The following is a 23,055-nucleotide window of genomic DNA, read 5'->3' as shown; positions in this document are numbered from 1 at the left end:
GCGTTCTATTGCCCGTATTGTGGTTCGCTCGCCACCCTGATGGCTTCGCGGGCGGCGGCGAAAAGTGCGCCGGACTTGGCTTCGCATTCGCGTTGTTCGTAGATCGGGTCGCTGTCGGCGACGATCCCGGCACCGGCCTGCACGTGGAGCACGCCGTCCTTCAGGATGCCGGTGCGCAGGACGATGCAGCTGTCGACCGAGCCGTCGGGAGCGAAGTAGCCGACGCCGCCAGCATAAGCTCCGCGCGTTTCGGGCTCCAGTTCGGCAATGATCTCGCAAGCGCGAACCTTGGGCGCGCCGCTGACGGTGCCTGCCGGGAACCCGGCGAACAGCGCGTCGACGCTGTCGGCGCGCTTGGTGTCCAACTGGCCGACCACGTTGCTGACGATGTGCATGACGTGGCTGTAGCGCTCGACGGTATAGCTTTCGGTGACCTTCACGGTGCCAGCTTGTGCCACGCGGCCCACGTCGTTGCGGCCAAGGTCGAGCAGCATCAGGTGCTCGGCACGTTCCTTGGGATCGGCGAGCAGGCTGGCTTCGTTGGCGCGGTCCTCGTCCGGCGTGGCGCCGCGCGGGCGCGTGCCCGCGATCGGCCGGATGGTGACTTCGCCATCGCGGATGCGCACGAGAATTTCGGGCGACGAGCCAACCAGCGCGAAGCCCGGCAGATCGAGGAAATAGAGGAAGGGCGAGGGGTTGATCCGCCGCAGCGCGCGATAGAGCGCCGAAGCGGGCAGCGGGAAGGGCGCGGTGAAGCGTTGCGCCAACACCACCTGAAAGATGTCGCCCGCCTCAATGTAGTCCTTGGCGCGCGCAACCATGCGGCCGTACTCGCCATCGGCCATCTGCGGCGTGCGCTCGATGGCAAGCGGCGCTTCGAGCCGGGCTTCGGCAGGCAAAGGCCCCGACAAGCGGGCCAGCGCCGCGTCGATCCGGTCGAACGCCATATCGATGGCCGCCTTTGCCGCGCCACCTTCGGCCCAGACCGGCGCGACTGCGTACAGCTCGTCTGACAGGCGGTCGAATACAAGCAGAACCGTGGGACGCACGAACAGCATGTCGGGCAGATCCAGCGCGCTGTCGGGCGCACGTGGCAGCTTTTCGACAAGGCCGATCGTCTCGTACCCGAAATAGCCGACCAGACAGGCCAGGACCGGCGGCAGGCCCTCAGGCACGTCGATGCGGCAGGCCTCTACCAGCGAACGCAATTCGCTCAGGCTGTCGGCGGGCAAGGGCGCAAACGCGGCGCGATCATGGCGCCAGATGCGGTTGATCTCGGCATGAGTGCCCTTGGCGCGGAACACCAGATCGGGATCGAGCCCGAGCAGGCTGTAGCGCCCGCGCACTTCGCCGCCTTGTACCGATTCGAGCAGGAAATCGCCGCGCGCCGGTTCGATCAGCTTGAGCGCAGCCCCGACCGGCGTTTCGGTATCGAGTATCAGCCGCCGCCAGACGAGCGCGGGTTTGCCCGCGTCGAGCAGCGCGACTGCCGCGTCACACCCGCCATCCTGCGTCATGCTCACTGACCGCCGCCCAGCGTACCACGCAGCGTCCGGATATTGCCCTCGTTGCGCTTCACGCCCACTTCGGCACGGAAGGCGGCGCGCAGTTCCTCGGCATATTCCTTGCCGACAAGCCGCCCAAACTCGCCGGAAGCGGCGCTGATCACCGGATCGTTGGGTGCGATCTGGCCGGGCACGACATCCTTCAACTGCACCACGACCCAGCCTGCGCCATTGGGTGCTTCAAGCCGCTTGGCGCCGCCCTTGACCATGGTGAACATCAGCGCGATCGGTGCCGGAATCTTGGGCTGCATCGCGTTGACCTGCTCGCGGGTCAGCGTCACATCGTCGACCTTGGGCAGTGTCACGCCAAGCGCCTTTGCCGCATCGGCCAAGGGTTGCTTGCGGGCTACCGCGGCAAGCACCTTGTCAGCAGCCGCCTTGGCTGCAGCCGACCCTTGCTGGAGGGCATAGTCGCGCGCCACCTGGGTCTTGACTTCGGCCAGCGGCGGTGCGGCAGCCGGAGCGATCTGCGCTACGTCGAACAGGGCAAAGCGCGCGCCCTGTTCAAGCGGGGCAACTTGCGCCTGACCTTCGCGGTCCATGCCGAACGCTGCCTGGATCAGCGGCGTAACGTCGGTCGGTGCAGCGGTTCCGGGCTTGGCATAGAGCGTGCCGTCAGCCAGCACCGGCTCGGCAGTGACAAGGGTCAGGCCAAGCGTCTTTGCCACGTCGGCAAGACTGGTGCCATTCTCGAACTGCTCTTCGGCGCGGGTGGAGATATCGACCAGAGCGGCTTTGCGCTTGTCGGCGGTAAGCGCGGTCACGATCTCGGCCCGCGCCTGTTCAAGCGACTTGCCGGGTTTGGTGGTGACGGCATCGACACGCGCCACGGTCCAGCCAAGGCTGCCCTTGGCCGGGGTGATGAACTTGCCCTTGGCCGTAGCGAACACGGCGTCGGCCACAGCCTTGGAGGTTTGCGCCGCAAGCGCATCGCGCGCCTTGTCGGCGACTTTGCTGGCCGACAGGCCCTTGGCAGCGGCGGCAGCCTCGATCGCCTTGCCTCCTGCCACTTCGGCGGCAAGCGCCTTGGCCGCCGCCTCGGTCGGCACGATCACCTGGGTTATCGAACGCAGTTCGCTGGCAGCGTAAAGCGCGGCATTGGCCTTGTAACGCTGCTGGATCTCTGCCTCGCTGGGGGCCACCACCGCCTTGAGCGACTTGTCGTCAAGCAGCGCATAGCGGATCGTGCGATGCTCGGGCCGCTGATAGCGCGCGGTGTTGCCCTGATAGAAGGCCGCCAGTTGCTGATCGGACGCAGGCACCTTGGGCGCGAACGGATCGGACGGGATGAACAGGATCGAGCCGGTCCGCTTTTCCTTGAGCAGCGCGGCAAAGCGCATCGTCGCCTCGCGCGGCATCGTGCCGCCAAGCTCTGCGGGTGAGAGCAACTGGCGGGCAAGCAGGCCCTTGGTCAGGTCGTCGCGCACGATCTTGTCGGAAAGACCGCGCTGGGCCAGCAACTGATCATAGGCGGCCTGGCTGAACTTGCCGTCCGGCCCCTGAAACGCGGGCAGCTTGGCAATCTCGCTGTCGACGAGCCGCGAACTGGCTCCGATCCCGTAAGCCTTGCCCCACTCCTCCACCGCGGCACGATCGATCAGACCGCGCAGGACTTCGTCGAACGCGCCCTCGGCAAGGAACTGCTTGAGTGTAAGCGTGGGGTTCTGCTGGCGCTCGTTGTCATAAGCGCTGCGGATCGTGCGGTCGAGTTCGCTGCCGGACAGGCCCGCATGACCGATGGTAGCGACCGCATCGCCGCCCAACAGGTTGCCGGTCCGCAGGCCGGTAACGTCGGCACCGGCAAAGGCCAGCGCGATCAACAGCAGAAACACGACGCCGATGATGGCACCGAAGCGGGATTGGATCATCGAGCGGAAAAAAGCGAGCATTGGGGCCGTTCGCACAAAAGTTTGGTGTTGCGCGATGCCTTAGGAGCCAATCGCGCCCGCCGCAATGCCCAGAACGGTGCTTTCCGGTACGACGCTTTGGGTCGGAGCTTTGGCGCTTTCACTACGGCGTATACGCAGCTATCCCCATATCGGGGTCGGGCATGTTTTGCATTCCGGCCCGGCATTTGATAGCCGCCCCACCAGCAATTGGGGAATCGGACCAGTCATTAGGGAGCAGACCAGCCGATGGCGCATCGACCTTATATCGTGGGCAACTGGAAGATGAACGGTTCGCGCACCATGCTGGCAGAGGCGCGCGCGATCGACCGCGCGGCGTTGCGCTATCCCGACGTTCAGATCGCACTTGCTCCGCCGTTCCCGTTCGTCGGGCTGCTGCGCGAAGCCGTCAATGCCATCGGCATCGGCGGGCAGGATTGCCACACCGCCGCAAAGGGCGCGCATACCGGTGACGTTTCAGCCGCAATGTTGGCCGATATCGGGGCTGATTTCGTCATCCTGGGCCACAGCGAGCGGCGGCGTGACCATCACGAATCCGATTCGTTGATCCGCGCCAAAGCCGATGCCGCGCTCGCCGCCGGCCTGGGCATCATCGTCTGCGTCGGCGAAACGCTGCACGAGCGCGATGCGGGGCAGGCTGAAGCGGTGGTCTCGGCCCAGGTCGATGGCTCGCTTCCGCTGGGTGATGCCGCGCTCGAAGCGGCGCAGGCCTACAAGCTTGCCGTCGCCTATGAGCCGGTCTGGGCCATCGGTACGGGCCGCGTGGCTGCGGTGGAAGATGTGGTCGCGATGCATGCTGCGGTGCGTGAACGACTGACCGCAGCCTATGGCGATGCTGGCGCGAAAGTGCGCATCCTGTATGGCGGCTCGGTCAACGCCGAGAACGCGGCAGGTTTGCTTGCCGCGCAAGGAGTTGGCGGTGCACTGGTCGGCGGGGCGAGCCTGACGGCCGATGCCTTCCTGCCGATCGTGGCGGCGGCCGGGCAGGGCGAGGGCTGAGGCTCTCTCAGCGTCTCGGGATAGGGCAAACGCGAACAGCCGCTTGCGCCGGGCGGCTGCGTTCCCTAGATGCGGCTGCACAAATCGGGTCCGCATGGACCATTTCAGGCAGAACACGATGTCGTTTTTCATTTTCCTCACCGTGGTGCAGGCACTGGTCGCTGCCGCACTGGTCGGGGTCATCCTGATCCAGAAGTCCGAAGGCGGCGGGCTTGGCGTTGGCGGTAACCCGTCGGGCTTCATGTCGGCGCGCGGCGCGGCTGACTTCCTGACCCGCGCCACTACGGTACTGGCCGCGCTGTTCGTGGCGCTTTCGGTGGCTTTGGCGGCGCTCGCCGTTGGTGCGACGGGCGGTCACAAGATCGACACCTCGCTCAACCGGAGCCTTCCGGTGCAGCAGGCGCCAGCCGATCCGCTCGCCCCGGCGCAAGGTGTCCCGGCACCGGGCGCGGCGCAGACCAACCCGGCTGCGGCTCCGGCCGCGCCCGCTCCGGCAACTTCGGCTCCGGCCGATCCGCTGGGCAATGCCGCGAAGAAGTAACAGTCTGCCAGCATGAGGGCGCCAAGCCGGGAGCTTTGCTTTCCGGCGGCGCTCGTTAAACGTTTTCGGCGACCAGCCATGCCCCGCACATTCGGGTTGTGGCTCAGGTCGCCTGTTGGCGTGTTCGTTCTGCGGTTTCGTTTTGTAGATGCTTGTGGATTGCCGCAACGATTTTTGCGGCAACCGCTTGCGTGTGTGCAACCACTATCGTTAAGGCTCGTCTCCCATGGCGCGGTATATTTTCATCACCGGCGGCGTGGTCTCCTCGCTCGGCAAAGGTCTCATGGCGGCAAGCCTCGCGGCATTGCTGCAGGCGCGCGGATATCGCGTGCGGATCCGCAAGTTCGATCCCTATCTCAACGTCGATCCGGGCACGATGAGCCCCTATCAGCACGGTGAGGTCTATGTGACCGACGACGGAGCCGAGACCGACCTCGATCTTGGCCACTACGAACGGTTCACCGGCGTTTCGGCGCGGCAGGCGGACAATATTACGTCGGGCCGTATCTATCGCGACATCATCGCCAAGGAGCGCCGCGGCGCCTATCTTGGCGCTACCGTGCAGGTGATCCCGCACGTGACCGACGCGATCAAGGACTTCGCGCAAGCCGAAACCGAGGATCTCGACTTCGTGCTGTGCGAGATTGGCGGGACGGTGGGTGACATCGAGGGGCTGCCCTTCATCGAAGCGCTGCGCCAGTTGCACAACGAGCTTGAGCGCGAGCAGACCTGTTTCGTCCACGTCACGCTGGTTCCCTATATCGCGGCGGCCGGTGAGTTGAAGACCAAGCCGACGCAGCATTCGGTGCGCGAATTGACCGGGCTTGGCATCCAGCCCGACATCCTGCTGTGCCGCTGCGAAAAGCCGCTGCCCGAAGGCGAGCGCGCCAAGATCGCGCAGTTCTGCAACGTGCGCAAATCAGCGGTGATCCCCGCGCTCGATGCGCCAAGCATCTATTCCGTTCCCCTGCAGTATCACGCCGAAGGGCTCGACAACGAAGTGCTGCGTCATTTCGGCCTGACCGCGCCCGAACCCGATCTTTCGACGTGGGTCGATATCGTCGACCGCTATCAGAACCCTGAAGGCGAAGTGACCATCGGCGTTGTCGGCAAGTACGTCGGCCTGCAGGATGCCTACAAGTCGCTGAACGAGGCGTTGGCGCACGGTGGCATGGCCAACCGCGTCAAGGTCCATGTCCGCTGGATCGACGCCGAACTGTTCGAGAAGGAGGACGGCGAGATCGCCGCGCACCTCGAACCGATGCACGGCATTCTGGTTCCGGGTGGCTTTGGCGAACGCGGCACCGAAGGCAAGATCGCCAGCGTGCGCTTTGCCCGCGAGCGTGCAGTGCCGTTCTTCGGCATATGCCTTGGCATGCAGATGGCCTGCATCGAAGGGGCGCGCAATACCGCCGGCATTCCTGACGCGAGTTCCACCGAGTTTGGTCCGACCGACCAGCCTGTCGTCGGTATCATCACCGAGTGGATGACGCCCGAGGGCCTCGAAACCCGCGCCGAAGGCGGCGATCTGGGCGGCACGATGCGGCTCGGCGCCTATGAGGCCAAGCTCGATGGCAACAGCCATGTCGCCAGCATCTATGGCGCGACGACGATCAGCGAGCGCCATCGCCACCGCTACGAAGTCAACGGCGCCTATCGCGAAGCGCTGGAAAAGGGCGGGTTGGTGTTCTCGGGCATGTCACCCGATGGCTTGCTGCCCGAAATCGTCGAGCGGCCAGACCATCCCTGGTTCGTCGGCGTGCAGTTCCACCCGGAACTCAAGAGCCGCCCGTTCGATCCGCATCCGCTGTTCCGCGAATTCATCGCGGCTGCTGTCAAGCAGGCGCGCCTGGTCTGACATAACGAAACGGGGGCGAGCCATTGCGGTTCGCCCCCGTCGTTCAATCGGTCAACCAAACGTTCAGGCGGCGTTGGCGCTGCCTTCGATCACCGACAACGGGACATTGGCCTGCGCGCCGATTAGCACCTTCTTGGGCTTCATCGCCTCGGGCACTTCGCGTACAAGGTCGATGGTCAGCAGGCCGTCGGCCAGATCGGCCGCTTCCACGCGCACGAAGTCGGCGAGTTCGAAGCGCCGTTCAAAGCCACGGTTGGCAATGCCCACGTGGAGGAACTGGCGTTCGTCCGCCTCGGCCTTGTTGCCCTTCACCACCAGCAGGTTCTGCTGGGCGGTGATGTCGATGTCGTCGGGCTTGAAACCGGCCACGGCCAGCGTGATGCGATAGCTGTCATCGCCCCGGCGCTCGATGTTGAAGGGCGGGTAGTTGTCGCTGGCGTTGGCGCGGGCCTGCCGTTCAAGCAGATCGAACAGCCGGTCGAAACCGACGGTGGTGCGACGATAGGGAGTGAAATCGAAACGGTTCATGGCAATATCCTCAAGGTTTGAGCAATCTGCATTGCCGCTGACGGACCCATGTGGCGTCCGGGCGGCGCTTCGTTTGTGGCCATGCCCGCCCTTGCGGCGCATGACACAAAACACCATGTGTGTTAGGCGAAGCCGTTTTCAAGAGGTCACGATGAGCGAACCTGCATCAGCCCAGACAACCACCCCGAAGGTCGAGATCTACACCAAGTGGGGTTGCCCCTATTGCTATCGCGCCAAGGCCTTGCTCGAGAGCAAGGGTGTGGCGATCGAGGAATACGACATCACCATGGGTGGTCCCAAGCGCGTCGAAATGCTTGAACGAGCCCCCGGTGCCAGCACGGTGCCGCAAGTGTTCATCGGTGGCCAACTGATCGGTGGGTCCGATGATCTGGCCGCGCTCAACGCTCGCGGTGGCCTCGATCCCTTGCTCGGCCTGTGATCGACAACGTGGCGCAGGGGGCGGTGAAGGTCGCGCTGCTGCAGATGACCAGCGGCATCGATCCGCTTGAAAACGCACGAACCATTGCCGATGCGGTCGCCCGTGCTGCCGACGCTGGCGCAGCGATGTTGTTCACCCCCGAAATGTCGGGCCTGATCGACCGCGATCGCGCCCGCGCGACCTCGCATATCGTTGCCGAGGAGGACAACCCGGTGCTCGATGTGGTCCGGCAAGCTGCGGCCAAGGCGGGTATCTGGGCGCACATCGGCTCGCTGGGGGTAAAGGCATCGAGCGACGGCGCGGACCGGCGCTGGGCCAACCGCGCCTTCGTGATCGATGCAGCCGGGTCCATCGTCGCGCGCTATGACAAGATCCACATGTTCGATGTGGATCTGGCGACGGGGGAAAGCTGGCGGGAATCTGCCGCGTTTCGCCCCGGCGACGCGGTGGTGACGGTCGACACGCCAGTCGGCCGGCTGGGTCTGGCGATCTGCTATGACATCCGCTTCCCTGCATTGTTCGAGGAGCTTGGCCGCCGCCAGTGCGACGCGATTGCCGTTCCCGCCGCGTTCACCGTCCCGACCGGGCAAGCACATTGGCACCTGATGCAACGCGCCCGTGCGGTTGAAGCGAGCGCCTTTGTCATCAGCGCCGCACAAGTCGGCCAGCATCAGGACGGGCGCGAGACATATGGCCACAGCCTCGTCGTCGATCCGTGGGGTGATGTTCTGCTCGATATGGGGGGCGGCGCCGGTCTTGGGTTCGCGACGATCGACCCGGCCCGTTTGGCGGCCGTACGTCGCCAGTTGCCAAGCCTTGCCAACAAGCAATCCATCCCCAATTACAGCGCATCATGATCGTATTTGACCTTGAATGCCGCGCAAGTGCGCACCGTTTCGAAGGCTGGTTCGGTTCATCGGCCGAGTTTGAGCAGCAACGTGAACGCGGGTTGGTGACATGTCCGGTGTGCGGCTCGGGTGATGTGGCCAAGGCGGTGATGGCGCCGCATGTCGGCCGCAAAGGCAACCAGTCCATGGCGCAGGCAACACCTGAGGTACCCGCAGCGGCGCCAGCTTTGGCGCAAGCTGTCGCCTTAGAGCCCGCCGCAGCAGCGCCATCATTGCCTCCGCAAGCGGTCGCCGCGTTGCGAGCCTTCGCCCTGGCACAAGCCGAGGCACTCAAGGCGTCAACCTGGGTTGGCGACAAGTTCGCCAATGATGTGCGCGCCATGCACTATGGCGACAAGGCCGAAGCGCAAGTCCACGGCCGCACCAGCCCCGAAGAAGCGCGAGCGCTGATCGACGAAGGCATCGACATCGCCCCCGTCATCGTGCCGTTCGCCCCGCCGGGCGAAGTGAACTGAGCCACATGCCGCAGCGCCAGGGCTCACGCTCAGGCGGTTGCATGAAGCCTCCCGCTCCCTTAAGGAAAACGCGGGGCGCCCGTAGCTCAGCCGGATAGAGCACCAGATTCCTAATCTGGGGGCCATGGGTTCGAATCCCGTCGGGCGCACCATCCACCCAAAGTATTCGACGTTCGCGCAACCGCGCGGCCTTGGGCTCTCCCGTCTTTCTTCTGTCGGGTCGGCGACGGTCAGGTTGTCCGCCGCCGACCCGCCAAGGCGTCAGTCAAGCGTATAGAACGGTTCGCCAACGATCTGGCGCGAGCGGAAGCCGGTGGGACCGGTGGTGTATTCCGGGTCCACCGTCGTGCGACGGACGATGCGCTCTGCGGCAAAGTGGATCTCGTCGAGCGGACCCCAGTGCGATGTATTGCGATTGTCCCACACCACGATGTCGTTGGTGCGCCATTGCACGCGCACTTGTAGGTCGATCCGGCCAGCCTGTTCTTCAAACAGGTAATCGAGCAGCGCTGCGCCTTCGGCGTCGGTCAGGTCGGGGATGTACTTCAGGAACACCGGGTTGACGAACAGTGACTTGCGGCCCGTTTCCGGGTGGATGCGCACCAGCGCGTGTTCGGACAGGAACGGACCGGTCGTGCGCCCGTCGTCGCGCGGCTGCGGCGTGTAACCGATGCGGGCATCATCGCGCCCGTGCACGGCAGTCAGCCCGTCGACCAGTTGCTGGAATGCGGGTGACAGCGCCGCATAGAGCGCTTCCAGATCGACCCATGCGGTGTCGCCAGCGCCATCGGGAATTTCCAATCCGCGCAAGATCGTGACGCTGGTCGGGTTGGCGACAAACGTGATGTCGGTGTGCCAGCCCCGCAGGCGGCGGCCCTTGCTGTTGGCACGCAGCTGCTGGCGCGCGACGGCATCGAGCTCGTTGACGCGGCTGGTCATAACGCTCTTCACGTTTTGCATGATTGCCGGTTGGTCGGGCAGGCCGTTGGTGATCGGATGGGCTGGCGTCACCTTGCCGAAGATGCGCGAGAAGCGGATCTGCTCGTCATCGGTCAAAGGCTGGTCGCGGAACACCAGTACCTTGTGCGCCAGCAACGCTTCGCGCACCCGTACCGCGGTTTGCGCGTCAAGTTCCTGTCGCAAGTCGATGCCGCCGACTTCGGCGCCGAGGATCGGGGTGAGCGGCTTGACCGTCAGTGCAGCAGCCTGCGACGAAGGGGTGGTGGTGCTGGGCGAGGGTTTTTCGACGAGGTCGACCGACATGGCGCCAAATCCTGTATGAGGGTGGATGGAAGGGACGATAACCTTGTCCGATCATAGCATTCAATTCATACTGTGACAGTAGGATTTGAATGCTCAAGTTGCTCTTGGGTAACGTTTAAATATCTGTTTTATAATAAAAATATTGATATATTTCCATAACTCATATGGAGATGAGAACTGCTGTGCAGTCCAATGCCCCGGCGCGAGGCGCGTTCAACCCGCTTGAGCGGGTGGCTCCGTTGGAGTAGCCCGAAGGTTCAGACTGCGCCGTCCGTCACGTTCGGCGCATGGCCAGGGTCTGACCGGACGAGACAACACCATGCCCGATTTCGACGACTTCAAGCGCCTTGTTCAGGTCGCGCGCACCGAGGTCGAGGAAATAGACGCCGACGACATGCGCCGCCGCGTTGCGGAAGGTGCCGTTCTGGTCGATGTTCGCGATGAGAGCGAGTTGCGCCGCAACCCCCCATTGGCGCGTGCCGTCCATCTTTCGCGCGGACAGCTCGAATACACGATCACCGATGCAGTGGACGACAAGGATACGTCGATCGTGCTCTATTGCGCGGCGGGGATGCGCAGCGTGCTGGCGGCAAGGACATTGCAATCACTGGGCTATCGCCATGTCGCGGTGCTGCGCGATGGATTGCAGGCGCTGCGGCTGGCAGCGGGGCAACCATGGTATCCGCTCTACCCTCCGGCCACCGATACCGGGGAGGCTGACGACCCGGACGCGGGCGACGACGAGCAGACCGCTTCCTGAGCCGACTTCACCCGGCCGCCATGCCGCAAACCTTCGCCATCCACCTGCTCACCCTTGCAGCGACCACAGGAAACCGGATCACGCATGCTCTCGCAACGCGCCCGTTACGCCCTCAAGGCTTTGCTTGCCATTGCCCGTGGAGATGGCTCGCCGCAGCAGGTCTCGGCCATCGCCGAGCAGGAGAGCATCCCCCGCAAGTTCCTCGAAACGATCATGAGCGACTTGCGTCGGGCCGGAATCGTCACCAGCACCCGCGGCAATGCGGGGGGGTACAGGCTGGCACGTCCGGCCGACCTGATCAGCTTTGCCGACATCCTGCGCGCGACCGACGGGCCCATTGCCATGCTGCCTTGCGTGAGCCGCAATTTCTATGAGCGGTGCGAGGATTGCACCAGTGAAGCACGCTGCGCGTTGCGCAAGGTGTTTTCCGAAGTGCGCGATGCGGCCAACACGATCCTTGAAAACCGCACGCTGGCATCAGCGATCGCGCCCCACGACGATGCGCCCCACACCGAAGCGTCCGATCAGGTTCCGACCGAAGCCTGAACCGCTCAGGCCGGAATCGTCAACTCAGTGCAGCGCTTCGCCTTCGATGGTGATGCGGTGCATTTCGCGGCGGTGCCCGTGGTAATCGTTGTGCGCGAAATGCCAGGTTGCCCGGTTGTCCCATAGCGCGATCGAACCCGGTTGCCATTCGAACACCGAATGGAAGGCAGGGTTCACGCAATGGGCATAGAGTTCGAGCAACAGGGCGGTCGATTCCTCGGCGGGCAGACCAACGATGCCGATGGTGAAGCCGGGGTTCACGTAAAGCGCGCGCTTGCCGCTGAGCGGGTGGGTGATGACCACCGGGTGAATCACATCTTCGAGCACGTCGGCGGCCGCAGAATTGCCGATCCGCCCGCCGCGCGTGTCTTGAGTCGAGGCATAGGCTGTCGGCTTGCTGCCGAACACATGCTTCGCCGAATGCACCGCGCTGGCCCCGTCGATCCGCGCTCTCAAGTGGTCGGGCAGTGCGTCATAGGCTGCATACATCGAGGCGAAGCTGGTGGCGCCGCCTTCGGGGGGCAGTTCGCGCGCGACCAGGATCGACCCGAGCGCAGGCTCCGCGTCATACGAATGGTCGGTGTGCCAGCCACCGCCGATGTTGTCTTTTTGGTCCGGTTCCTTGACCACCAGCGCGATCTCGGGAAAGTCGGGATGGGCGGCAAAGAAGCGGTTGATGTTGATCTGCCCGATTTGCCGGGCAAAGGCGATGTGCTGCTGCTCGGTCAGCGTCTGATCGCGAAAAAACACCACGCCATGATCGGCAAATACCGAGCGGACGAGCGCAACCGCTTCGTCATCGAGCCCCTCGGCAAGGTCGATGCCGAGTATTTCCGCACCCACCCGGCCATGCGGGCGCACTTCGATTGCCATCTCGCGATCCTCTTCTTTGCGGCGATTTGAGCGCCGTCCCGATCGATGGTGCCACTGACCGGGACGGCGTGTCCAGTGCAGATCAAGCCGAAGCCGCTGCGGTTTCCTTGCGCACGGTGCGGCTGTGGCGTCCGTCGATGCTGACCGGCACGTCGCCATTCACGGTTGCGCGGCGCAAGGTGCGGCGCTGCAGGCCGAAGTCTGCGATGGCGCGGTGCTGCGTGCTGCGGTTGTCCCAGAACGCCACGTCGCCCGCTTGCCAGCGCCAGCGCACGGTGTTTTCGGGACGGGTGATGTGGTCCTGCAGGATCTGGAACAGCCGCTGTGAATCCGCCTCGTTGAGCCCGACAAAGCGCTTCACGAAATGGCCCAGAAGCAGGCTGCGCTCGCCCGAAACCGGGTGGACGCGCACCACCGGGTGCTCGGTTTCATAGACGGTCGCGGCAAACACGCTGCGATGATAGGCCGTGCGCTGGCGACCTTCGTCCGAATCCTTGCCGCCGGGTACGTTGGCGAGCAGCGCAGCGTAGTCGTAATCGTTGCTGTGCACCGCCCACAAGGTGTTGACAAGCTGACGCAGCGGTTCGGGCAAGCCGTCATAAGCCGTCTCGCCATTGGCCCACAACGTATCGCCACCAGCTTCGGGAATGGTCAGCGCGCGCAGGATCGAGCCCTTGGGATAGGCATCGACGAAGGTCACGTCGGTGTGCCAGCTCGAAGCGGCATAGCCTTCCTTGCTGTCGAGTTCGAGCAGGTAGCGGCTGCCTTCGGCCACGGGCACGGTCGGATGCGCCACCGGATCGCCGAAACGTGCGGCAAATGCCTCGTGCGCGGCATCGGTCAGGCCGGTCTGATTGCGGAAGAATACCACCTTGTGACGGACAACGGCCGCATCGATCGCTGCGATCGTCGCATCGTCGAGGTCATCGGCAAGGTTGACGCCGTTGATCACCGCACCGATGCGGCCGGCAACCGGCTGTATGTCGAGCGGCGAGTTGGAATCCTTGGCATTGGGATAAGTCGCGACAATGCTGGCCATGGCTGACTCCTGAAGTGGGTTCGGCCGGGACGGATCGCGGCCAGTGCAGGGGAAACGTTTGGGTTGAATGACGCTTGCAGTGGGCAGGGGCTGCGCTGCGATGTGATCGAGCGGCGGCACTTGCGCTTGCATACCTGGCGTGGTCGCCCCGGCACCGACTTGCGAGGAGGCAAAGGAAGCTTCCCGACAGGTCTGATCCATTTCCTATTAAAGTGATAGGAATATGTCCAGCCAATCCATGCTTGCCAATGCGATACAAATGTTTTGCCGGAGATATGCAGCAGCGCCGGTTCTCCGGATTGGCGGCAATGCAGGGGCGGGCGGCCGACCGAGGCATAAGGATTACCGGCCTTTCCTTTGTTTGGCGGTGCACTCTGAAGGGCAGTCGGACTTTCGCCCTCGAAAGAAATCCTACTCATGCAGAGGGATTTGGTGCCGACCACCCGATTGACGCGACATTCTCAACTAAATAGGTGGAGGTTGTCAGCGCGAACCGCAGCCGAGAAGGCTTGGCGCGCCGATATGCGAAGCCGGGGCGACCACGCCAGGCCTCGGCCCGCGATGATGCGAATGACACGGCCGGGTTTTGCGGATGGAGGTCCGCGCCGGGGCGCCTGTGTGCATGGCGTAGTCGCTGCAGGCCGAGGGCACCGGCCAGCCATGGTTCGCCAGTCTCGGTCCGTCAGGCCTCGCGCCCCACGATTTCAGGTTCAGGGACACAACCGACATGCGTTTCGCACTTTCTTCAACGTCATCCGTCGCGCTTGGCGCGTCACTCTTTGCCGCATCGCTGTTTGCATCGGCCGTCGCCACTCCGGCCCTCGCTGCCGACGCCGCAGCCCCCGCAACGGAGGCTCCCGCTGTGGATGCCCCTGACGCCGGTATTGGCGTTGAGACGATCACCGTCACCGCCCGCCGTCGCGACGAAAAGCTGCAGGATGTGCCGCTGGCCATCAGCACGGTCAGCGGGCTCGAACTCGCCGCGCAACACCTCGACCGCGTGGCCGACTACGCGCTCAAGGTGCCGAACTTCAGCGCTCTTCAGCAGAACACCCGCGTGTCGGGCCTGTTCATCCGAGGCCTTGGCGGCAATGCCAGCAACGATGGTGCCGAAGGCGGCGTTGGCCTGATCGTCGACAACGTGTTCTTCACGCACGTCGGGTTCAGTTGGCTGGACTTCGTCGACCTTGAAGGCATCGAAGTGGTGCGCGGCCCGCAGGGCACGCTGCTGGGCAAGAACACCACGATCGGCGCGGTGATCGTCAAGACCGCCAAGCCCAGCTTCGACCCCTCGCTGAAGGTCAGCGCATCGTATGGCGAGAACAACGCCTGGCAGGTGCGCGCCAACGCCACCGGGGCGCTGGTCGATGACAAACTGGCCGCCCGCCTGACGTTTGCCACCAGCCAGGGCGGTGGCTGGATCCCCAACAAGGTCGATGGGGTCAAATACCTCAACAACAACCGCTGGTCGGTGCGTGGGCAACTGCTGTTCACGCCCAGCCCGTCGGTGTCGAGCCGGTTGATCGCCGAGCACTACGAAACCCACGAATACAACAACTTCTATCCGCCCGCAGGCGATGTGAACTTCAACCTCAAGACCGATGGTTCGGTGTTTTCCACCGCCGCCAACCCCACTGGCGCGCGCGCGGGAAGCTGGACCAACAAGCTCATCGCAAGGTTCGGCTACAACCCCAGCTTCGCGGTGCCCTACAACGCCAACCTCGACAACCAGCAGCGTCTGACCAGCCGCACCGATGGCTTGTCGAACGAGGTCAACGCCGATCTGGGCGGGGCCGAACTGACCGCCGTGACGGCGTGGCGCCGCCTGTACTTCCGCCCGTACAACGACAGTGACTACACCCCGCTGGCGATCCTGCGCGGCGGCTATGACGTTGACGTCGATCAGTATTCGCAGGAAGTGCGGTTGGCATCGAAGGGCACCCGCAAGGTCGATTGGACCGTGGGCGCGTACTTCCTGCACGAGGATTTGCGCAGCAACCTGCGCACGATCCTGTTCAAGGATGCCTCGACATTCCTCGTTGCACCGGGGGTGCCTTCGGCGGTGCTGAACGGCGTCGAATATGACCGCGATGGCAAGCTCAAGGTCGACAGCCTCGCCGGGTTCGGTCAGGCGACCTGGCACGTGAACGACGCTTTCTCGATCACCGGTGGCGTGCGGTACACGCATGAAACCAAGCGGGCCAATGTCGCCGGGTACAGCATCGGCGGCGCGACGCTGGCGCTCCCGGTGCTGGCGGGAACCCGCGCAGCGGTGCTGGCAAGCCTCGGCGGCACGCCCGCAGCGCTCGGCGGTGTCTATGCGATCGGCGACCGTTCGAGCCGCGGCTCGGTGGCGTGGCTGGTCAACCCGTCGTTCAAGGTGAATGACAACATCCTGCTCTATGCCTCTGCCAGCTATGGTGAAAAGTCTGGCGCAGCCAACACCGCGGCGACGCTTTCGCAGGCGGCGGTGGTTCTGACCCAGCCCGAAAAGTCGCTGGACTTCGAAGGCGGGATCAAGACGACCTGGGCAGGCGGCAAGCTGACCGCCAACCTCAACCTCTACAACAACACCATCAAGGGCTATCAGGACACCCAGATCGACCAGACCAATCCCAGCTTCGGCGCCTATCTGGGCAACGTCGGCAAGGTGCGGCTGCGCGGGTTCGAGTTTGAGGTGGCCGGTCGTCCGACCGCAGGCGTGACGGTCTATGCCAACGCCGCGTACAACGATGCCAAGTACCTCAGCTACGACAACTCGCCAGCACCCCTTGAATTTCAGGCCTATCTGGCGACGCAACAAGGTGTTGCCGCCGCGGCGACCACGCTCAGCCTGACCGGATACCAGTTGCGCAATGCACCCAAGTGGACGTTGCAGGGCGGGGTCGACCTCGACACGCCGGTGAACGACGCGATCGCGCTGACCGGCTATGCCAACACCACGTGGAAGTCGCGCATCGCCTATATCAATCCGCGCTCGGTGTATGGTTGGCAGGCCCCCATCGCCGTCGTCAATGCAGGTATCGGCATCCGCACGCTCGACGGCAAGTGGACCGCCGGATTGTGGTCGAAGAACCTGTTCAACAAGATCTATGCCGCCACGTTCAGCCCGGCCACGGGCAGCGCGCCGACCATCGAGATCCTGTCCGACCGCCGCTCGTTCGGCGTTCAGGTTGCACGCAAGTTCTGATGTTCAGCAGCCGGAACCGCACGGGCGGTTCCGGCTCTCGCTTTGCGTTTTTCCGACTTTGCATTCGCCAGACTTTAGCCAGAGGCTGATCCCACGACCATGGCCACCCAATTCGCCTCGGCAACCGCTCCGGTAGCCTCAGACCAAGTCCAAAGTGCTGGTCCCCGGCCGCTCAGACTGCTGCGCTTTGCCGCCATGGTCATGCCGCTGGCGGCGGTGGAAGCGCCGCTCACCACTTATGTCCCACCGCTATATGCCAGCCTGTTCGGGTTGAGCCTGCCCGCGATCGGCGCGATTTTCCTGCTTGCGCGGCTGTGGGACGCGGTAATCGACCCGGCCATCGGGTTGCTGTCCGACCGCACCCGCAGCCGGTTCGGTCGGCGTCGGCCGTGGATCGTGGGCGGCTCGGTGCTGTTCGCGCTTGGCGCCTTTGCCGCGTTCCTGCCGCCACCCTCGTTCGGACCATTCGCGCTGTCGGCGGCGCTGTTCGTGCTCTATCTCGGCTATTCGATGATCGCGACGCCGCTGGCCGCATGGACCGGCGAGCTTTCCGCGCAATATCACGAACGGACCCGCATCGCGACGTATGCCATGGTCATGACCGCGCTCGCCTTGTTGCTGGCGCTGGTACTGCCAAGCCTGCTTGCCACCCGCTTGGCAGGCCAGCCCGCCGCGCAACTGGCGGCGATGGGGGCAATGGTATTCCTGCTGCTGACGATCACGCTGCCGCTGGGGCTGGGTGCACTGCCCGAACCGGAGCCGGCCAAGGGTCCGCTGCCGCCGCTGCACTTGCGCCAAACGATCGGGTTCGTGCTGCGTGAAAAGCTGCTGCTGCGCGTGCTGGCGTCGAATGGAGCCGTGCGGCTGGGGCAGGGCATCCGTACCGCGCTGTTCGTGTTCTTCGTCGCGCATTACATGAACAGCCCCGCGCTGGCGCCCGCGCTGTTCCTTTACCAGTACGTTTTCGGCATTCTGGCTTGTCCGATCTGGCTCGCGATCGGCCGCCGCGTTGGCAAGGGGCGCGCGGCCGTTGCCGGTGAATTGCTGCAGATGACGATCAACCTCGCGCTGCTGCTGGTGGCGCCGGGCGGATGGCCACTGTTGCTGGCGCTGACAACCGCGCAGGGACTGGCGCAAGGTTCGGGCAACCTGATGCTGCGCTCGATCGTTGCCGACGTTGCCGACGCACACCGGCTGGAAACCGGACACGACCGCATCGGCCTGTTCTTCTCGGTGTTCTCGCTGTCGGACAAGGCCGGGTTGGCGTTGGCGGTCGGGATCGCGCTGCCGCTGGTCGGAGCGCTGGGCTTCGATCCCAACCACGCCAGCACCGCATCGGCCCTGTTCGGGCTCAAGGCGGTGTTCGCGCTAGGGCCGGCGATTGCGCACCTCATCTCTGCCGCGATCATCCACGGCTTCCCGATCGACGAGGAGCGCCATGGCGAGATCCGCCGCGCCCTGGCCGCGCGCGATGCCGCCGGTTTGGCGTCCGATGCCAGCCATGACCGCTGGCTGGCAGACGAGGCGCACGAGGGCCGGAACTAAGCCTCAACCGGTTCCGCGATACCCGGCGCCCTGATTGGGTCGCGCCGGGTATCGCGGGGCAATTCAGGTGCCCTTGGCCTGCGTCGCGGACTTGGCGGCATGGTGATGGCGATGCTTATGCGCCTTCTTCTTGTGGGTCTGGGCCCATTTCCAGTGCTCCAGACGCCGCAGGCGCGTTTCCAGCCCACCGATGCGTGCCGTGCCAGCCTGAGCAGCCTGCGCCGTCGCCAGGGCGCCTTGTGCGGACGCTCCGGCCCCTTGAGCGGCCGCTGCGGCGGCGTCGGCACTGGCCTGTGCGCGCTGTGCCGCGCTACCGGCAGCATCGGCGCTCGATTGCGCCTTGCCCGCAGCATCAAAGCCCTCATTGGCGCGGGTCATGGCCTGATCGGCTGATGCCTGCGCGCGCTTGACCGACCCGGTCGTGGCGCAACCGCCAAGGATCATCGGCATCGTCGCGGCAACCAGCAGCACTAGTTTTGATTGGTTCATCGTCGGTTCCCTTCGTTTGCGGATCGCCCCTTGTTCCACCCTGCCAAGGCCGGACTGTCGGCCGGTAACTGTCGGTGCGATGAACGGAACTGCGATCGGATCAGAACTGCCGATGAAGCGAGACGGCGGGCCGACGGACCGTGGCATTGTTGCGCTGCAACCCGCTTTGCGGTGATTCCATAGAGTTAGGTCAAGCGCGCGTTAACCGGGCCTCTTTGCGGCTCGGTAAGATAGCGGGCGCATGCCCCTTTGATGATGAGGGTTGCCCGTTTCCTGCCAGATCTCGATTTCGTTCTGCTTTGCCTTGCGCTGATCGCTGGCGGCGCAAGTGCTGCCGATCGGTCGGTGCCGGTAGCACTGGCGGCGCTGGTCGTTCTGGCCGGGAGTGGCCTTGTGCGGGCGAGGCGCATGCAACGCGCCCGCCGCGACAGTGCTGCGGCCGAACAGGAGTTGCTCGAAACCCGTGCGATCGCGCGCCTGCTGGGCGAAAACGCGAGTGAGATCGTGCTGCGGACCGATGCTTCGGGCATGATCACTTACGCTTCACCCGCGGTGGCGCAGCATGGTCGCATCAAGCCCGAAGCCTTGCTCGGCGCTAGCCTGCCGTCGCTGTTCAACGCGACCAAGGCCGATGATGTGGCGCGGCTGCACGATCTGGCCATCCATGGAAAGTCGGACGGACAGTGGCATGAATTTCGGGCCGGAGCAGCCCTGCGCGGTCCTGACGCCGACGGTGGCTGGTTCGAACTGCGCGTCCATCCGCTGATCGATGAAGCAGGCGGCCACCATGGCGCGGTGGCGATCTTGCGCAACATCGACGAGCGCAAGACCTTCGAGCAGCGTCTGGCCGAAGCCGGGCTGACCGATCCGCTGACCGGGCTGGCCAACCGACGCGCGTTCATCGCCATGCTGCAGCACTGCCTCGACGGACAGGCGCAGGACGCCCCCAATGTCGGCTGCATCGCGATGTTCGACCTCGATCATTTCAAGCAGATCAACGACCAGTTCGGCCAGGAAGTCGGGGACCGCGTGCTCGTGCTGTTCGCCGGTCTGGCGCGGGCGCAAGTGCGCGGCGAAGACATGGTCGCGCGCGTCGGCGGGGAGATGTTCGGCGTGCTGCTGCCTCAGGCCAGCCCGGAACAGGCCGAGGCGGTCTGTCAGCGCATTCTCAGCACATTTTCCGATCAGGCGCGCGTGGTCGGCAATGCCATTGTGCGCACCAGCGCCAGCGGTGGAGTCGCGCGGATGGCGCGCAGCGCCGATGCCGCCATGCGCGCGGCCGAAATCGCGCTCTATACCGCAAAGGCCAAGGGGCGTGACCGGCTTGAACTTGAGACTCGCAAGCGCAGCCCCGGCGCCCGTTGGTAGTCGTCAGGGGCCATTCCGCACGGTCCGGCCGACGCGTTTCTGTCATCACTACGCATTTATCCGGCAAGATGGCGTTAAACGGGGTTGAACCCGAGCAACAATTGTGATTCTTAATAAGGCAATGAAACGCCGCCCCGCCCATCACCGTCTCAAGTTGCCGCGCGAAAGCGTGACGCAGTCTTTGGCGCTGCTTGCTTTGCTGTTTATGGGTGCGGTAGCGATCGCCGGGCCAAGCGGTGCGCTTGCCTGGTCGGAAAACGCACGCCTGCTCGAACAGCGCCAGACCGAGGTGGCGCAGCTTTCGGCTGAGCGTGACCGGTTGAAGAACCGTGTCGAACTGCTCGATCCGCGCCACGCCGATCCCGATCTGGTCGGTGAATTGCTGCGCAAGGATCTGAACGTTGCGCACCCCGACGAGCTGGTGATCCCGCTACGCTGATAGCGCCATTTCCAAGGCGGCGCGGCGCTAGCATGAGCCGCAGCAACTGCATCCGACTCCCCGCTCGATAGCATCGATCAGGCCGATATTGACGATTTCGGTGCGGCGGATTGCATCGAGGCTGGAACTTTCGGCCTGCGCGGACCATATCTTGCTGGTCGATGTCTGCTGAACCTTCATCTCCTGAAACGGCCGATATCGGCGTTTCGCCATCCGTGTGGCGCTATGCCCATGCCAGCAGGGCGCACCTGATCATCGATGGAGCGGCCTATTTCGTGCATATGCGCGCGGCAATGGTGCAGGCCCGACAACGTATCCTGCTGATCGGCTGGGACTTCGATACCCGCATTCTGGTGGGTGAGGGGCGGCGGTGGTGGAACCTGCCGCGTCGCAAGGTCGCGCCTGCGCGACTGGGCGCCTTCATCATGTGGCTGGCAAATCGCCGTCCGGGGCTGGATGTTCGCCTGCTCAAGTGGAACTTCGGCGCGATGAAGGCGCTGTTGCGCGGCACCATGGTGTGGGATCTGCTGCGCTGGGCCCTGCATCCGCGCATCACGTACCGACTGGACAGCGCGCACCCGCTGGGGTGCAGTCACCACCAGAAGATCGTGGTGATCGACGACAAAGTTGCGATGTGCGGCGGCATCGACATGACCGCTGAGCGCTGGGATACCCGCGAGCACCGCGAAAAGGACCAGCGGCGACGCTTGCCCGGCGGTCTGCGAACCTTCGGCCCATGGCATGACAGTTCGCTGATGCTCGAAGGCGAGGCCGCGCGCGCGCTCGGCGATCTGGGGCGGCAACGTTGGGCGCAGGCGGGCGGGAAGCCTCTTGCGCCCTGCCTGCCGCAAACCGAATCTGCCTGGCCGAACCGGGTCGCAGCCGAATTCACCGACGTTGAAGTGGGTATCGCGCGCACGCGGTCGGCCTGGCGCGACATCTCGGCCGTGCGCGAAGTCGAGGCTTTGGCGGTCGAGCAGATTGGCCGCGCGCAGCGGTTCATCTATGCGGAGAACCAGTACTTTGCTTCGCGCCGGATCGCCGAGGCGCTGGCAGAGCGGCTGGCCGAGCCCGATCCGCCCGAGGTTGTCGTGGTGATGCCGCTGGCCAGCCATGGGTGGTTGCAACACACCGCGATGGACAATGCGCGGGCAAGGCTGTTTGCAGCGGTGAAGGCGGTCGATCACGCCGATCGCCTGTCGATCTGGATACCCCGCAACGCGGCGGGAACGCCGATCTATGTCCACGCCAAACTGACGATCATCGACGACGAGATCCTGCGGGTCGGGTCGGCCAACTGGAACAACCGTTCGATGGGGCTGGACACCGAATGCGATGTGTTCATCGACGCACAGCGCCCCGCCAACGCCGGCTGCGAGGCGCAGATCAGGGCAATCCGGCACTCCTTGCTGGGCGAGCATTGCGACCTTGCCGCCGACCTTGTCGGTTCGGAACTCGATCGCCACAGGTCGATGGCGGCGATGATCGCGGCCCAGCCTGCGAACGGGCGGCACTTGGAACGTTATGTTCCGCCAGAACTGAGCGAGGCGGCCAAGGTTCTTGCGGATTCGGCACTACTTGATCCCGAAGCACCCGAAGAAATGCTTGCTTTCTATCGTCATCGCGGGCTTTTCCGCAGCCGCATACTGAAACGCCCCGCCTGAAGGCGCCATGGGCAAGAACCGGGGAGCACCGAACGATGAGCCACAGCCACGATCATGACGATGCAGATGATGATGCGCTGCGCGGCAAGGCTCCCGTGCCCGACCACGTACAGGAAGCGATCCGCACGCTGATCCGCTGGGCTGGCGACGACCCGGAGCGCGAGGGGCTGCTTGACACGCCAAAGCGCGTGGCGCGGGCGTGGAAGGAATATTGTCAGGGTTATGGCGAAAACCCGGCGTCGCATCTGGCGCGCCAGTTCGAGGAAGTGGGCGGCTACAACGAGTTGGTGCTGCTGAAGGACATTCCGTTCCAGTCGCATTGCGAACACCACATGGCGCCGATCATCGGCAAGGCGGCCATCGCCTATCTGCCGCGCAACAAGGTGGTGGGGATCTCGAAGCTGGCGCGGGTGCTCACCGGCTTTGCGCAGCGCCTGCAGATTCAGGAGCGGCTGACCAGTGAAGTGGCCCAGTGCATCTGGGAAAACCTCAAGCCGCATGGTGTTGCCGTGGTGATCGAGGCGCAACACGGCTGCATGACCGGGCGCGGGGTCCGCACCCCCGGCGTCGGCATGGTCACCAGCCGGCTGATGGGTACGTTTCTTGAGGACAATCGCAGCCGCAAGGAAGTGCTCAGCCTGATGGGGTATTGATCGCGCGGCATGAAAGGGCAAGGATG

21 protein-coding genes and 1 tRNA gene are annotated in these 23,055 nt (G+C 64.4%); 15 read left to right on the top strand and 7 right to left on the bottom strand.

Features of this window, described 5'->3' with window-relative positions:
* Positions 1 to 5: 5 nt before the first annotated feature.
* Positions 6 to 1,517, bottom strand: a complete 1,512-nt coding sequence (locus tag LDN95_RS00565; protein WP_226015905.1) for an anthranilate synthase component I family protein — start codon at positions 1,515 to 1,517, stop codon at positions 6 to 8.
* A 2-nt stretch (positions 1,518 to 1,519) separates the two neighbouring features.
* A complete protein-coding gene (locus LDN95_RS00560; RefSeq protein WP_226015675.1) occupies positions 1,520 to 3,454 on the bottom strand; it encodes a peptidylprolyl isomerase in 1,935 nt (644 codons plus the stop codon).
* A 246-nt stretch (positions 3,455 to 3,700) separates the two neighbouring features.
* On the opposite strand from LDN95_RS00560, the gene tpiA reads away from it, so the two are divergent.
* The 3 genes from tpiA (at position 3,701) to LDN95_RS00545 (ending at position 6,870) form a co-directional block, all read left to right on the top strand.
* Positions 3,701 to 4,471, top strand: coding sequence for a triose-phosphate isomerase (gene tpiA / locus LDN95_RS00555; protein WP_226015674.1), 771 nt, complete (start codon positions 3,701 to 3,703; stop codon positions 4,469 to 4,471).
* 118 nt (positions 4,472 to 4,589) lie between these two features.
* Positions 4,590 to 5,012, top strand: coding sequence for a preprotein translocase subunit SecG (secG, locus tag LDN95_RS00550; protein WP_226015673.1), 423 nt, complete (start codon positions 4,590 to 4,592; stop codon positions 5,010 to 5,012).
* Between the two features lie 226 nt (positions 5,013 to 5,238).
* Entirely contained in the window at positions 5,239 to 6,870 is a 1,632-nt protein-coding gene (locus tag LDN95_RS00545; protein ID WP_226015672.1) for a CTP synthase, read from the top strand.
* A gap of 63 nt (positions 6,871 to 6,933) precedes the next feature.
* On the opposite strand, the gene LDN95_RS00540 is transcribed toward LDN95_RS00545, so the two are convergent.
* A complete protein-coding gene (locus tag LDN95_RS00540; protein ID WP_226015671.1) occupies positions 6,934 to 7,398 on the bottom strand; it encodes an Hsp20 family protein in 465 nt (154 codons plus the stop codon).
* A 151-nt stretch (positions 7,399 to 7,549) separates the two neighbouring features.
* On the opposite strand from LDN95_RS00540, the gene grxC reads away from it, so the two are divergent.
* The 4 genes from grxC to LDN95_RS00520 all read left to right on the top strand — a co-directional run bounded on the left by grxC (position 7,550) and on the right by LDN95_RS00520 (position 9,352).
* Positions 7,550 to 7,837: a glutaredoxin 3 gene (gene grxC / locus LDN95_RS00535; protein WP_226015670.1), complete on the top strand. Its 288-nt coding sequence runs from the start codon at positions 7,550 to 7,552 to the stop codon at positions 7,835 to 7,837.
* Complete coding sequence (locus LDN95_RS00530; protein ID WP_370631626.1) at positions 7,834 to 8,694, top strand: carbon-nitrogen hydrolase family protein; 861 nt, start codon at positions 7,834 to 7,836, stop codon at positions 8,692 to 8,694. Before grxC ends, LDN95_RS00530 begins: the two co-directional genes overlap by 4 nt.
* Positions 8,691 to 9,200, top strand: coding sequence for a DUF1178 family protein (locus tag LDN95_RS00525; protein WP_226015669.1), 510 nt, complete (start codon positions 8,691 to 8,693; stop codon positions 9,198 to 9,200). Before LDN95_RS00530 ends, LDN95_RS00525 begins: the two co-directional genes overlap by 4 nt.
* 75 nt (positions 9,201 to 9,275) lie before the next feature.
* Positions 9,276 to 9,352 (top strand) — tRNA-Arg (locus tag LDN95_RS00520).
* Positions 9,353 to 9,461: 109 nt separating this feature from the next.
* On the opposite strand, the gene LDN95_RS00515 is transcribed toward LDN95_RS00520, so the two are convergent.
* Positions 9,462 to 10,463 carry a TauD/TfdA family dioxygenase gene (locus LDN95_RS00515; RefSeq protein WP_226015668.1) on the bottom strand — a complete coding sequence of 334 codons (1,002 nt, stop codon included), beginning with the start codon at positions 10,461 to 10,463 and terminating at the stop codon, positions 9,462 to 9,464.
* 319 nt (positions 10,464 to 10,782) lie between these two features.
* Between LDN95_RS00515 and LDN95_RS00510 the strand changes: the two genes are divergently transcribed.
* A complete protein-coding gene (locus LDN95_RS00510) occupies positions 10,783 to 11,223 on the top strand; it encodes a rhodanese-like domain-containing protein (protein WP_226015667.1) in 441 nt (146 codons plus the stop codon).
* Between the two features lie 84 nt (positions 11,224 to 11,307).
* Entirely contained in the window at positions 11,308 to 11,769 is a 462-nt protein-coding gene (locus LDN95_RS00505; protein WP_226015666.1) for an Rrf2 family transcriptional regulator, read from the top strand.
* 24 nt (positions 11,770 to 11,793) lie between these two features.
* Here the strand turns inward: LDN95_RS00505 and LDN95_RS00500 are convergent, their stop codons facing one another.
* On the bottom strand, positions 11,794 to 12,642 hold the full coding sequence (locus tag LDN95_RS00500) for a TauD/TfdA family dioxygenase (RefSeq protein WP_226015665.1): 849 nt from the start codon (positions 12,640 to 12,642) through the stop codon (positions 11,794 to 11,796).
* Between the two features lie 82 nt (positions 12,643 to 12,724).
* Positions 12,725 to 13,681, bottom strand: a complete 957-nt coding sequence (locus LDN95_RS00495; protein WP_226015664.1) for a TauD/TfdA family dioxygenase — start codon at positions 13,679 to 13,681, stop codon at positions 12,725 to 12,727.
* Positions 13,682 to 14,408: 727 nt separating this feature from the next.
* Here LDN95_RS00495 and LDN95_RS00490 point away from each other — a divergent pair.
* Positions 14,409 to 16,871: a TonB-dependent receptor gene (locus LDN95_RS00490; RefSeq protein WP_226015663.1), complete on the top strand. Its 2,463-nt coding sequence runs from the start codon at positions 14,409 to 14,411 to the stop codon at positions 16,869 to 16,871.
* A 99-nt stretch (positions 16,872 to 16,970) separates the two neighbouring features.
* Entirely contained in the window at positions 16,971 to 18,416 is a 1,446-nt protein-coding gene (locus LDN95_RS00485; protein WP_226015662.1) for an MFS transporter, read from the top strand.
* 63 nt (positions 18,417 to 18,479) lie between these two features.
* Here the strand turns inward: LDN95_RS00485 and LDN95_RS00480 are convergent, their stop codons facing one another.
* Positions 18,480 to 18,905, bottom strand: a complete 426-nt coding sequence (locus LDN95_RS00480; protein ID WP_226015661.1) for a hypothetical protein — start codon at positions 18,903 to 18,905, stop codon at positions 18,480 to 18,482.
* A gap of 252 nt (positions 18,906 to 19,157) precedes the next feature.
* Here LDN95_RS00480 and LDN95_RS00475 point away from each other — a divergent pair, with 252 nt between their 5' ends.
* From LDN95_RS00475 to folE, 4 genes are all read left to right on the top strand, one after another.
* Complete coding sequence (locus LDN95_RS00475; RefSeq protein WP_226015660.1) at positions 19,158 to 20,273, top strand: sensor domain-containing diguanylate cyclase; 1,116 nt, start codon at positions 19,158 to 19,160, stop codon at positions 20,271 to 20,273.
* A gap of 121 nt (positions 20,274 to 20,394) precedes the next feature.
* Complete coding sequence (locus tag LDN95_RS00470) at positions 20,395 to 20,712, top strand: septum formation initiator family protein (RefSeq protein ID WP_226015659.1); 318 nt, start codon at positions 20,395 to 20,397, stop codon at positions 20,710 to 20,712.
* Positions 20,713 to 20,873: 161 nt separating this feature from the next.
* Positions 20,874 to 22,376 carry a phospholipase D-like domain-containing protein gene (locus tag LDN95_RS00465; protein WP_226015658.1) on the top strand — a complete coding sequence of 501 codons (1,503 nt, stop codon included), beginning with the start codon at positions 20,874 to 20,876 and terminating at the stop codon, positions 22,374 to 22,376.
* A 35-nt stretch (positions 22,377 to 22,411) separates the two neighbouring features.
* Positions 22,412 to 23,029 (top strand): GTP cyclohydrolase I FolE, encoded by a 618-nt coding sequence (gene folE, locus LDN95_RS00460; RefSeq protein WP_226015657.1) that lies wholly within the window; start codon positions 22,412 to 22,414, stop codon positions 23,027 to 23,029.
* Positions 23,030 to 23,055 lie beyond the last annotated feature (26 nt).

The organism is Novosphingobium sp. FKTRR1, from assembly GCF_020404405.1.
Lineage (GTDB): Bacteria > Pseudomonadota > Alphaproteobacteria > Sphingomonadales > Sphingomonadaceae > Novosphingobium.
The sequence above is the reverse complement of the archived record's forward strand: the minus strand, read 5'-3'. Positions and strand labels throughout refer to the sequence as shown.